Origin of the sequence: Streptacidiphilus fuscans, from assembly GCF_015690355.1 — a bacterium.
Classification (GTDB): domain Bacteria; phylum Actinomycetota; class Actinomycetes; order Streptomycetales; family Streptomycetaceae; genus Streptacidiphilus; species Streptacidiphilus fuscans.
Window position 1 is genome coordinate 122,477 of the sequence record NZ_JADPRT010000015.1, and the last position, 12,799, is coordinate 135,275.

The 12,799-nt window shown below is 66.7% G+C and carries 8 protein-coding genes; 3 read left to right on the plus strand and 5 right to left on the minus strand.

What is annotated here, in order from left to right; translation table 11 throughout:
• Positions 1-42: 42 nt before the first annotated feature.
• Positions 43-1,224 (minus strand): MFS transporter, encoded by a 1,182-nt coding sequence (locus I2501_RS29805; protein WP_196197394.1) that lies wholly within the window; start codon positions 1,222-1,224, stop codon positions 43-45.
• 127 nt (positions 1,225-1,351) lie between these two features.
• Here I2501_RS29805 and I2501_RS29810 point away from each other — a divergent pair, with 127 nt between their 5' ends.
• On the plus strand, positions 1,352-1,948 hold the full coding sequence (locus tag I2501_RS29810) for a CGNR zinc finger domain-containing protein (RefSeq protein WP_196197395.1): 597 nt from the start codon (positions 1,352-1,354) through the stop codon (positions 1,946-1,948).
• Positions 1,949-2,174: 226 nt separating this feature from the next.
• On the opposite strand, the gene I2501_RS29815 is transcribed toward I2501_RS29810, so the two are convergent.
• Positions 2,175-3,158, minus strand: a complete 984-nt coding sequence (locus I2501_RS29815; RefSeq protein ID WP_328806740.1) for a restriction endonuclease — start codon at positions 3,156-3,158, stop codon at positions 2,175-2,177.
• Positions 3,159-3,355: 197 nt separating this feature from the next.
• On the opposite strand from I2501_RS29815, the gene I2501_RS29820 reads away from it, so the two are divergent.
• Positions 3,356-3,544, plus strand: a complete 189-nt coding sequence (locus I2501_RS29820; RefSeq protein ID WP_196197396.1) for a hypothetical protein — start codon at positions 3,356-3,358, stop codon at positions 3,542-3,544.
• Between the two features lie 878 nt (positions 3,545-4,422).
• Positions 4,423-6,501, plus strand: a complete 2,079-nt coding sequence (locus I2501_RS29825; protein ID WP_196197397.1) for an AIPR family protein — start codon at positions 4,423-4,425, stop codon at positions 6,499-6,501.
• Between the two features lie 233 nt (positions 6,502-6,734).
• Here the strand turns inward: I2501_RS29825 and I2501_RS29830 are convergent, their stop codons facing one another.
• The 3 genes from I2501_RS29830 to I2501_RS29840 all read right to left on the minus strand — a co-directional run bounded on the left by I2501_RS29830 (position 6,735) and on the right by I2501_RS29840 (position 12,741).
• Positions 6,735-7,649, minus strand: coding sequence for a hypothetical protein (locus I2501_RS29830; RefSeq protein WP_196197398.1), 915 nt, complete (start codon positions 7,647-7,649; stop codon positions 6,735-6,737).
• A gap of 141 nt (positions 7,650-7,790) precedes the next feature.
• Entirely contained in the window at positions 7,791-9,374 is a 1,584-nt protein-coding gene (locus I2501_RS29835) for a serine/threonine-protein kinase (protein ID WP_196197399.1), read from the minus strand.
• A 172-nt stretch (positions 9,375-9,546) separates the two neighbouring features.
• Entirely contained in the window at positions 9,547-12,741 is a 3,195-nt protein-coding gene (locus I2501_RS29840; RefSeq protein WP_196197400.1) for a type I restriction endonuclease subunit R, read from the minus strand.
• Positions 12,742-12,799 lie beyond the last annotated feature (58 nt).

A 12,799-nucleotide genomic window follows, 5' to 3' on the forward strand; every position in this document is an offset into this window, starting at 1 on the left:
GGACACCGGCGCCGCACCTGGAGTTCAAGGATCGAGAGCGGCTCAGCTCGCGTCGCTGGACGTTGGGGTCGTCTCCGGCACGGTCGACTTCGACACAGGCCCGGCCCACCGAGCCGAGCGGGCTGAGTGGTCCGACCCGGCGAGCAGTGCCAGCACCGCCAGCACCTCGCACGCGGCGCCGACGTAGGGCAGCCGGCCGACCTCGCCCGCGCCCACCACCAGGCCGCCGATCACCGCAGCGGCAGTCTGCCCGACGTACACCGCACTGTTGTTCAGGGCGAGCAGCATGTCGCCGTCACCGCCGCCAATGGTCAGCAACCGGTGCTGCATCAACGGGAAGCTGGACCAGTGCACCAGGCCCCACAGGGCCAGGCCCGCGGCCGTCGCGACGAGGCTGTGCAGCACGAGCCCGAATCCGGCCAGCACGACCGCCAGCAGCGTGAGGGTGGCGATCAGGCCCTTGCCGGGGTCCACCCGGTCGGCCAGCCGCCCGCCGCCCATCACACCGGCGAAGCTGCCCAGGCCGAACAACAGCAGCAGCCAGGAGCGCTCGCCCGAACCCGCACCGGTGACCTTCTCCAACTCCGTACCGAGGTAGGTGTAGACGGTGAAGGTGCCGAGGATCCACAACGCCGTCGTGAGCAGGGCGCTCGGCGCTCGCTTGATCCGGATGGCCGCCAGCCGCCGGCCGACACTGACTCCGGGCGCGCCGGGCACCGACGGGATACTCGGCCAGACGCCGAGCACGGTGGCGACGGCCAGCAGCGCGACGAAGCCGAAGGCCCAGCGCCACGAGCCGATGCTGCCGATCGCGCTGCCGAGCGGGACGCCGAGCGCGATCGCACTGGTCATTCCCGCGTAGACGATGGCCAGCGCCCAGCCCCGCCGCTCGGGCGAGGTGATCCTGGCCGCCACCGCGGACGCGGTGGCCGCGTAGAGCGCGGCTCCGGCACCGGTGATCGCCCGGCTGATCAGCAGCACCTCGAAGTTCGGTGCCAGCGCCGACAGCGCGTTCCCGGCCGCGAACACCAGCAGCACCGCGATCAGCAGCGTCCGCCGGTCCACCCTGGACGTCACGCTGGCCAGCACCGGCGCGGCGATCGCGTACGTGATCGCGAAGGCCGTAGCCGTCTGACCAGCCGCCGCCACCGAGAGCCGGAGGTCGTGCCCCAACGCGGGCAGCAGGCCGGACACAATGAACAGGTCGGTCCCGATCGCGAACATACCGAGGGCCAGCAACCAAACCCGAGCGGCGGAGGACTGCCCCGCCGCGTTCCCCCCGTGCACCATCTCCTACCCCCAGATGCTAACCACACATACGGTTACTTCCCGAGTAACCTAACATGTGGTTATGACTGACGCAGGAGCCGAACTGCGTGACTGGGTCTGGTACGGCGGCCGACCCAGCCTCGACTTCGTCAACACACTCCGAGACCGCTTTGCAGGCGGCCGCGAACTGCTGGTCCACGCCGAGGACTTGGCCACCTGGTGCCAGGCCTCCGGGGCTACCGCGGCACCACCGTCGGTGGACGACGCCCTGCTGCACCAAGCCCGGGAGCTACGCGAGGCGATCGACACGGGCCTGTCGGCGATCGTCCGTGGCACCGCCTTCCCGGCGGAAGCCGCCGACGTGCTCAACGTCTGGCTGACCCGCGCCGCCCAGCACGCCCCACGGCTCGAACTGACCGACGGCACACCGGTCTTCCGGCCCAGCACGGTCCCGGACGACGCCCACGGCGTGCTCTGCCGGATCGCCCTTGACGCCGCCGAGGTACTCGGCAGCGACCTGCGGCAACGGCTGCGCATCTGCGACGGCGTCGGCTGCAGCGCCCGCTTCATCGACCACTCCGCCGGCGGCCGCCGCCGCTGGTGCTCCATGTCCGCCTGCGGCAACCGCGCCAAGGCCAACCGCCACCGCCGCGCGAGCGTCACGACTGCCGTGAAGTAACCCCGCCCGGAACACGCGGCCAGCCGGGAGACGTCCCGGTTCCTGAAGCGCCGCCGCAAGAGCGGTTGATGTCATCTGGTGATGTCAGAAGCGCCCCGGACCAACCCGACCCGGGGCGCTTCGTCGTTTGCATGGCCGCTGACGTGCAGCGGAGCCAAGAGCCCCCTGTCGGGTTCGAACTCATCTCACGAGTTGCGCTCAACCGTTGTGTCTTGTGTCGAGTCTTCTAATTCTCACCCACAACGATTGCGCTCCGAGTCACGTCGGCTTCCCAGTCCAACATGCCAGCCTTCGTGCTCTTGTAGCCCTTCCCTTCAGGCCAGATGACAGTGACGTTCTGACTGTCTGCCAAGTCCAAGAGGTCTTCGCGCGGCTTGCTCGGCACCAAGATGGCGCGTACATCTGCCTCGACATGGCGGCCATAGTCAGCCAGCTGGCCAAGCGCCATGCGGAAGTTCTCGCGCGTCACGCTGCCCTTCGCCTCAACCAAGAGTCGAAGGTCTTCGTCATAGAAGTCGGTCATCAGGGGACGCGTCTCGCCCTTCGGAAGAATCCTGTGTCGACCAACTCGGTGCCCCCGAGAGCGCAGGTAGTCACTGAGCGCGAGCACAAGCTTCGCTTCGCGACGTTCCGCCTCGTAAGGCTCACGACTCGGATCAACGAAGGTCTTTTCGGTCTCCTGCTGCTCGATGCCGATCGGCTGGACCTTGGCGCGCTGGTCCTCCAGCAGTCGACCGAGCTTGGTCACTGGCTCCTGAGACGCGACGTCGAGCGGACGCAGCCGGAAAACGAGCACCTTGCGCAACGGACCATCGGCGAACTCCGGGGCATCTGCCTCGTACCAACCGTCAACCTCGAATTCGCCGATGTAGGTGACGTTGCCGCGGGCGCCCTGGAAGAGACGTAGCGCTCGATGCTCCGCTCGGTGGTTCAGGATGCTGGCGTTGCCCGAGAGCATGCGCTGATCTCCGTACTGGCCTTCGCCGGTGTAGTGGAAGAGTCCGTCCGGCATCCACCCGTCGTAGTACCCGTACCTCTCTCCGGCAACAGGATCAGTGAAGATCATGACGTTCGGCGTCTTCGCGGACGGGCCGATGCCGCCTTGCGTTCGCCCTCCGAATCGAACATGTAGCCGCTTCCGCTCGATCACTTGGCCGGGCTTGAGATCCCACGCAGCCGGCATCGACTCCGCGCCATCGGCAACTGTCACAGCCTCGCTCCTCATCCGCCGCAACTACTACGGCGTCTAGTACTGTACTCTTTCGATGCATGAGCGAATCGGATAGCAAAAAACAGCATCCGATTCGGACATGATACGAAGCTGGATGAACAACGAGCCCGTCGCGCGACCCGCCACCGTCCGCGAACCGCACGTCGTCTGTCGATCACCACCCTCTTGGGGGACTCATGAACACAAGGCCCACCCGCCGCGACGACCAGCCTCGCCGCCGCCTGTCCACCAAAGCCCGGCGCCTCATCGCCGCCTACAGCGCTGGCTCCGTTGCCTGCGGCATCGCCCTTGCCGCACCGGTCATCGGTACGCCGCTGCTCGTCTTCGTCGGTGTGGTGACCCTGGCTTCTCTCGACCGCGAGTAGGTGCTGCTGCGAGGTGTCCCGCTACCCGAAATCGAACGGCCCCCGACCAACAACAACGGCCGGGGGCGGCCTCCACAACCGACCCCCAACAGTGCAGTTCCCCGGAGCCGAGCCTCGTGGTGTTTGCCCATGGGAGCCGGCGGCGCGGCTACGACCCGCCGTGGTCAACGGTTGAGGAAGTTGAAGACCTGGCTTCTCAGAACGAGAGCCAGGAGCGCTAGCTGAAGCTACGTTCGGTTGGGCTTCGGACCCCGGCCAAAGAGATTGCCGGGGCAAGCAGAAGCCGCCGGACCCTTCTGGCACGGCTGTGGCACGACCCGAGTAGCGCCCGCCAGAGCTCGAACAATGACGAAGGGCCAGTTCGAGAGGCACACCGCCTCCGAGCTGGCCCTTCTCACGTCTCCGCGATCACTCGCGTCTGGAGCCCCTGTCGGGTTCGAACCGACGACCCCCGCTTTACAAGATCAACATGGATCATGACGGCGCGTGATCGCTAATGCCGCGCGGTGCTGTTCCTGCAGGTCAGCACCGCGCGGACGATCGCGGTATCCACTCCGGGTTGCCCCGTGCTGGCACGTCCGCTCACGCATCGCTCACGCATCTGGGCCATCCCGGCACCGAGCGGGAGGCCATAGGATAGCACACACCTACTTCGGGGCAAGCGAGGCCTCGTCCGCAGAGCCTTCTGCAGCGCTACCGCCCAACCAAGTCTGCGTACGCTCGGTGTAAATTCGCTGCTACCAGAACCAACTTGACTGCACGACGGAGCGAAGCGCTTGACGTGCAGGCTCGCTGGCAAGCAATCTGAATCGCTGATGAGGCGTGGGCCTGTCCCTGCCACCGTCCCAGCACGGCCGCGAGCCGCCGACAGGAGCACAGTGACCGCTCTGCACGCCCAGCAGCTCGAACATGCCCTCGACGAGCAGTTCTCCGGGATCACTGCGGTTGACGATCTGTCTCGGTTCGAGGAGCGAATCCGGCGGAGCTCATTTCTCTCCCGCTCCTTGGCTGCCCTGGCGGTCCGCGAGTTCACCGGGTATTCGCTCGAGCGCTGCGCCGAGTTCGTGATCGACTCGTTCGGCGACCAGGGCATCGACGCAGTGGCGGTGGATCTCGCCTCGGAAGAGCCCCAGGTCTTGGTGGTGCAGGCGAAGTGGAGTAGCGACGGCACGGCCACCTTCTCTAAGAGCGCTGCACTTGACCTGAAGAACGGCCTGGAACTGCTGATCGCCCGGGAGTACCAGCGCTTCAACGCCAAGCTGACACCGCTCATCCCGGACCTGGAACGGGCACTCAGCAATCCGCGAGTCCAGATCACCCTGCTACCTGCCTGGGCAGGTAGCCAACCGATGGGGGCCGAAGCCCAGGACGTGCTCGCCCGGTTCTGTGACGAGTACGAGGACTCACTGCGCCTGCGCACGCTGAGATTGCCGGACTTCATCCGCATCCTGCGCTCCGGAATCGCCGAACCTCGGATCAAGCTGAAGGCCGCAGCCTCGGCCGTCGATCTCAGTCCGTTCAAGGAGCCCATCCTGGCCTACCACGGCACCATCGGTGCCGCGGAGGTTGCGCGCTGGTACGAGGACAACCACCACCGGCTGTTCCAGCGAAACATCCGCAATCCGCTCGGTGTCACCGCGGTCAACCGCACGCTTGTGGAGACTCTTCGCAGGAGGCCCGAGTACTTCTGGTACTTCAACAACGGGATCACGGTGCTGTGCGACAAGGTGATCACGGGCCCTCGGGGAGATCTGGAAATGGAGGGGGCAAGCATCGTCAACGGTGCTCAGACGGTCGCCTCCGTTCATGAGGCATACCAGCAAACCCCAGATGTCGTCGCACGCGCACGGATCGGCGTCCGCATCATCTCTTTGACAGACTGCCCAGAAGGTTTCGATCACGACGTCACCCGGACGACCAACACCCAGAATAGGGTCGAGCCCCAGGATTTCATCGCCCTGGAGAAGGTGCAGCAGCAGCTCCGCGACGACTTCCTGCTGCGGCTAAGGAAAACGTACGTGCTGCGCCGAGGCGAAGAGGCCCCACAGACGCAGGACGACGGCTGCACCCTCAGAGAGGCAGCAACCGCGCTCGCCTGCGCTCACGCCGATGCCGAACTGTCCTTCCAAGCCAACGTGGACATCGACCTTCTCTGGGATCCGAAGCAGCATCACCGGCTATTTCCATTGCACCGCACGGACGCCGTGAAGACCTGGCGCACCATCCTGGTGCTGCGGGAGATCGAGCGGCAGATCGACACACAACGCCCACAATGGGAGGGGCGCGCTGGCACACTCGCCGACCTTGGGCGACTACTCATCGCTCACGTAACCTTCCGACGCCTGTCCCAAGGCTGGCAGGAGGTCCCGGAGGTCGACTGGCCAACAGTTCCTGCGAGCATCCCCCAGCTCGTGGACACCACCGTAGCCACCTTGATCCACTGGATCGACACGGGCTACGGACCCAAGAGCCAGGTGAGCAGCATCTTCCGCAATGCTGAGCGATATTCGGCCGTCGCCAGTTCCGCACTGGTGACCCTGCAGGGCAACAATCAAGCGCCGGCCCTCTCACCGGAGTACCGCGCGTCCGAGCGGGAACAGCACGCGCGGCAAGCCAACGCGGTCACGGTGATCTTTGAGAACAACGCACTGGAAGAAGGGACGCTCCTGGAGTTTCGCCCAGTCCCTGGCCGCGAACAGCAGCAGCTCACCCCTTGGCTCACGGCGGATGCGCGGCGGGCGCGTGCAACCTGGACTCGTCAGCGCCGCAATTGCCTTGTTTGGGCGGTGGATGGTGCCGCATACTCACCGACTGGTCTGGCCCAGAAGATGCTGGTCGAGGCCGGTCACCAGAGCCGACCGCTTCAAGGCACGCGTCGCTGGTTCGTTCCACAGCGCGGCTCCCTAGTGGACATTGCCGACCGGTTGCGCCAGGAATCTGAAGAGGAGGAAGAGTGATCTTGTTGCTCACCTGCGCAGCCAAAGAGGCACGCTGAGGGCATCGGACCGACCGGCCATCGCCTCGCGATACCAAGCGCTGGAGGTGCTAGCCCCAGATAGATCATGACGGCGCGTGATCGCTAGTGCCGCGTGGTGCTGTTCCTGCTGGTCAGCGCCACGCGGCCGGTCGCGGTATCCTCTACGGGTCGCCTGCTATTAGCACGTCCGCTCACGCATCGGCTACGGGGGCGCTACTCTTCGGGGTTCCGGTCCGTCTGTGCAGCCAGCCACGTCTCCATACCCATGAGGTGTTCGCCCATTGCCCCGAGCGCCCCGGGGGAAACCGTGTAGAGCCTCGACAGGTTGGCTTGGTACAGCTCATATGCGGAATCCAGCTCCGCGGCCACTCGGACGGCATCCAGCAGGTGAGCGACTGCACTGTCGCGGTCCCCCGCTTCGACCGATGCCACCAGCTCTGGCCAGATCGACTCGCCGATCTCCTCGACGATCTCTCGGATGTTGTCAGCTGCCTTGCCGGCGAGGTTGCGCATGGCCTCCAGTTCGCGCTCGCCGCGGTCCGTTTCCCACTGATCGTCGCGCTGGCTGTCGTCCCAGTCCGTGTCACCCCAGAAGCTCTCCCAATCGCGAGCCCCATCGTCCAACTCTTTGGCGTACTGAGCGTCCAACTGGGCCTGCGTAAGTCGCGGTGTACTGTCCGGATTCACCCCCTCTGCGAGTTTACGCGGCCATTTGTAGGAGGGAACTGCGCTGTCGTCTCGGATGGCAGTCAGCAGGAGCACCGCATCCACCACCGAAAGAACCGTTCGTGGATCTACGAGCCCCCGCACCGAGTCGACGGACTGCTCGACGGCCATGAAGTCGTGTTCGGCGATCTGATTGTCCAGGTCGAAATGTGCTTCGCGGACAGCACTGCCGATGCTCTCGATCTCCTCGAGGTTCGCCGCGATCTCGTCGTCGAGTCGCTCTGCGATGGCCCGCAGCTCTCGGGCTTCCTCGACCTGCTGCTCCAGTTCGGCAACTTCCTTCGCCAGATCCCCCACATCACCCTCCAGATGAGCAATCCACAGATTCGGTTGTTGAGCCTGACCGCAACCATGGCTGTCATGGCTGCCGAGCACCGCCGACAGCAGCGGCGGCCCGCTCAACTCCTAGTTCATTTAGCCTGCTTGGTGACAGTCGCCTCGGCCGCCTCGGAGACCCGGCATACTCCCCCTTCACGACTGCTGCGGCGGGGTCGAGGCCGCGGAGGCCTGCGATCGGGGTCACCCGTCCAGGTCGTGAGCTGGTCAGTCGAGGTCAGGCGCGTCCGGGTCCAACCCGATCCGGAACAGGGTCTCCGCGACCTCCTGGGTCAGCTCGTGCTCCTCTCCGTAGACCATGACCAGGTCGGCGTAGAGCGGCTCCAGCTGCCGCACCGCCTCGCGGACCCGGCCCTGGGCGAGAGTCAGTACGGCGACGCTGTGCCGCAGGTCGATCGCTTCCTCACTGACGTGGCTGTCTACCGCCGTGACCAGATCCAGCACATCCTGCAGTTCGTACGACGCCTGTGTCACGTGCCCCAGCCCGGCCCGGCAGCGAGCCGCTTGCGCTCGGCATTCACGGGTGACCTTCGCCGTCGGACCCACAGTCCGCGCGTAAGCGACGACCAGCTCCTCGAACTCCGGCAGCGCCGCCCGCAGGTCGTCGGCCATCCAACGGATCGCCGCTCGGCGCCGACGCAGCGCCAGCACCAGCCGGTTGTCGGAGCCCAAGGCCGGAACGGCCCGCTCGATCGCCTGCGTCAGCACGTCGACAGCCTGGGCATAGCGCTCCTCCTCCGCCAGGGCCAGCGCCTGCTCGTCCGCCTCCTTGACGGCCTGGCGCAGTGCGTCCGACTCTGGCTCGGGAATGGGCACGACGGGAGCCGGGGGCTGACCCTCAGTCGGGGCGGCCTCGGGACGCGGCCGCGGGGCGTACGGGCTGCGGTACAGCCCGGTCGGATCGGGCACACCGGACGGCCCTGCCTCCTGCGGTGCCGGGGCTGAGCCCGTCAAGGGCAGGAAGGGCAGCAGCCGGGCATAGACCTCCTGGGTGTCCGCGGGCCTAGCCTCTGGAGCCTTGCGGAGCAGCTCCAGCACCAGCGCCTCCAGCCCTGCCGGCACCTCTGCCCGCAGCTCCCGCAGGGGTGTAGGCGGCGCTGAGATCTGCTGCTGCATGACGGCGAACTCACTTTCGCCCTGGAAGACCTGACGGCCGCAGAGCAGCTCGTGGAGGACGCAGCCGAGCGCGTACAGGTCTGTGCGCGGGCTGATCTGGCGGTCGAGCACCTGCTCCGGGGCCATGTAGGGGTGGCTGCCGAGGGCAGAGCCAGTGGCGGTCAGCTTGGTGACGTCGGTGCGCAGCAGCGAGGCGATGCCGAAGTCCAGCACCTTGACCGTGCCGTCGGTGGCGACCATAACGTTGCTGGGCTTCAGGTCGCGGTGCACCACGGGGATCTCGTGGGCGTACGACAGCACGGTGGTGATCTGCGCGGCGACGGCGACGGCCCAGCTGAGCGGCAGCGGGCGCTCGGGGTGGATGTAGCGGGCCAGCGAGGCGCCCTCGACCAGCTCCATAACCAGGAAGACCCGCTCGTGGTCGTCGCCGAGCACGGCGTCGTAGACCTGCGGCACGCCAGGATGCTGGATCTTCGCGGTAATCCGGGCCTCGCGTCGGAACCGCTTCGCGAACTCCTCCGCCTCGCGCGGTCCGCCGACGACACCGCTGCGGATCCGCTTGATCGCGACAGGGCGGTCCAGGACCACGTCGTAGCCGCGCCAGACGTCGCCCATGCCGCCGTGGTCGAGTGCGGCGATGAGCTCGTAGCGGTCGTTGATCACGTTCTCCGGCACGCGGGTGCCCCCGTTCCTGCTGCTGGCATGGTCGTTGAAGCCCCGACGGCCCGGAAGCTGGGGCTGGCGGCTTCCGGGCCGAAGGCGTCGGCACAATTGACTCGTGCACCAAGTGTGGCGACTGTGGAGATCATTCGTCCAGAGTCTGAGCGGGCGTTCGAGCGCTCAGCGCTCAGGCCACGTCGTCCACGCCCTCCTCGCGGCGGATCATCCGCCATGCGGCCCGGCGGGCGCTGCGGTCCAAGCTGGACTTGAAGCCCCGATCCTGGGCGAAGTAGCGCTTGCCAAGATCGGTGACCACGCCGACGTACTCCTCGACCTTGTCCGCGAAGACCCGGTCGAAGACCTTGCCGAAGTTCTCCTCATCGTTGACCACGGCCGCCTGGCGGACTTCAAGATCCTCCGTGGTGGCCTGCCAGGCAGGCAGCACGTCCTGCTCGGTGAAAGCGGTGCCGAACTTGTCGTTGAACCGCTCGATGAGCTCGGAGAGCAGCGACTTCTCGTCCTCCTTCACCCCGCCGGCGCCCTCGCCCACGTTGCGGATCAGACTCGCGCCCTCCTCGGTCAGCCCGAGGTCGTACTCGCCCGTGCGCTGCACTCGCAGGTGGCTCAGGTCGATGTCACCCACGTCCACCCCGCCGTCGGCGAGGCGAGGCAGCCGGTTGAGCAGATGCCGCCCGTACAGGTGCAGGCGCTCCAGCTCGGCATCCTGGTAGCTGAGGATCTGGGCCACGAATCCGTACTTGCGGACGTAGTCGTTGAGGTCCGCGCGGAAGGCCTCGGCGGTCTGCCGGTCCTCCTCGTCGTCGCTGAACAGCAGCGCGGCGAAACGGTCAACGGAGGGGGCCAGCAGCCGGTACAGCTCGGCATGCAACTGCTCCCACTTCTTGGCCGAGCCGGCCGCGCGTTCCTGGGCCTCGAAGTATGCGGCCGCGAACTCGTCCATATCCTTGGCGGAGAGGATGTCCACGCCCATCACCCTGCTCTGCGCCTGGTAGAGCAGGTTGGGATCGGAGGGCAGCGTCTGCGCCTCCCTGAAGTAGGGGACGAAGGCGTCCTTGACCGCCTCGGCATCATTGACGAAGTCGAGGACAGCCAGATCGGCCTGGGTCTTCCGTTCCGCGGTGCGGTTGAGCCGGGAGAGCGTCTGCACGGCGGAGATGCCGGTCAGCGTCTTGTTGACGTACATCGTGGTCAGCAGCGGCTGGTCGAACCCGGTCTGGTACTTCTCGGCCACTATCAGGATCCGGAACTCCGGCTTGCCCGGCCCGCCGGCCTTCACCGCCTTGTCGTCGGCCCGGGTGTAGCCGAATGCCTTCGGCAGGCCGCTCTCTGAGAGGCCCCCGTTCTCCTTCGGCTCGGTGGTCTCCTCGCCCTCGTAGTTCAGCGTCCCGGAGAAGGCGACGAGCACGCCGAGGTCCGGGTAGCGGGTGTGGTAATCGCGATCCAGGATGTAGCTCTTGATCGCCCGGGACATCTGCACGGCGGACTGCCGTGAGGCCGTGACCACCATGGCCTTGGCTCGTCCGCCGAGCCTGCCGCGGGTGTGCGTGACGAAGTGCTCCACGATCACCTGCGCGTGCTGGGCCACGGTGGAAGCGTGGGTCAGCGCGAAGCGGGCCAGGAGCGGGTTCGCCTTCGTCGGGTCGACCTCGCGCTCGGTGTCGTTCTGGTTGACCAGCTTGTAGTAGGTGTCGTAGGTGACGTAGTTGCGCAGCGGATCGAGGATGAAGCCCTCCTCGATCGCCTGCCGCATCGAGTAGGTGTGGAACGGGCGGTACGTGGCCACACCGTCGATCTGCTCCAGCTCGCCGAAGAGTTCGAGGGTCTTCGACTTAGGAGTGGCGGTGAAGGCGAAGTAGGAGAGGTTGGCCGCCTGGGAGCGCTGCAGCGCGCGCTTCTTCAACTGCTGCTCGACCGTGACCGCGAGCTCCGACGCTCCCGCGTCCTCGTCGTCCGCGTCCAGGCCGAGGTCGCGCAGCGCGGCCCGGACAGCGGTCGCGGCGTCGCCGGACTGCGAGGAGTGCGCCTCGTCCACGACGATCGCGAACCGGCTGCCCTGGATCTCGGTCGGGTTCCGCTTGAGGTAGTCCAGCAGGGCCGGGAAGGAGTGCAGGGTGACCGTGATGATCTTTCCGGTCTGCTGCGAGAGCGCCTGTGCGAGCTGAGCACCCTTGGCCCCGTGACTCTCGTCGATCTTCACGACCAAGCCAGCTGTCTGCTCGAAGCTGCCTACAGTCTCGCGCAGCTGCGAGTCCAGGTTCCGGCGGTCCGTGATCACGATTACCTTGTCGAAGACCGGCACGCCGGGCAGGAGCCCGGCGGCGCGGGCCTCGGGGTCGAGCGCGGCGGGGTCGGTGGGGGTGTGCAGGTCACTCAGGCGGTGGGCGAGCCAGCCGATGGTGTTGGACTTGCCGGAACCAGCGGAGGCCATCACGAGGTAGTTGTGCCCGGCGCCGTGGATCGCGGCGTGGGCGGCCAGCTTCTTGACGGCGTCCCACTGGTGGTAGCGCGGGAAGATCAGCTTGCTGGTGCTGCCGCCGCCGGAGGCCGGCTTCTCCTTGTGCACATGGACGAAGCGATGGAGCAGGTCCAGCCAGTTGTCCCGCTGCCAGACCTGCTCCCAGAGGTAGGAAGTTGCGTAGCGGCCGGGGGTGGTGTGGGTGGGGTTGCCCTGACCGCCGGGCAGGCCGGGGCCGGACGAGCCCGTATTGAAGGGGAGGAAGAGAGTCTTGCCGCCGCGCAGCCGGGTGGTAACGAAGACCAGGTCGGGATCGATCGCGAAGTTGACGACGGAACGCTGCGCGAAGATCAGCTCACTGTCGTCGCGGTCCCGGCGGTACTGCTCCTTGGCCTGCTCGGCGCCCTGACCGGTCAGCGGGTTCTTCAACTCGGCGGTGGCGACCGGGATGCCGTTGAGGAAGAGGGTGAGGTCGAGCCGCTTGCCATGGTCGGCCTGCTTGGTCGCGTAGGCCAGCTCGCGGACCACGGTCAGCCGGTTGGCGTGGTAGTCCGCGAGGGTCGACTCGTCCACGACCAGGTTGGGCCTGAAGTACGCGACCCGGAGATGGGTGCCGCGGTCCTTCAGACCGTCGTGCAGCACCTTCGTCAGCCCGACATCCTTGATCGCCTCCCCGAGCCGCTTGGCGAAGCCGAGCTGCGCAGCATTCGGGTCGCCCCCGTACTGCAGGTCCACCAGTTCGCCCCAGGCCTCGGCCTGAGTCGCGCCGATGAAGGTGAACAGCTCGTTGGTGTCCAGGCCAAGGTCGACCCGGTAGTCCTGCGGCTGCACCTCCCGCCACCCACGCGCAGTCATGGCGGCGACGATGGCTTCGCCGAAGGCGGCTTCGGAGTGGATCGGCGGCATGGTGCGGTACCTCGTTTCGGGGTGGCGGGGCGGGGCAGGTGCGACAGAAAAGGGTTTG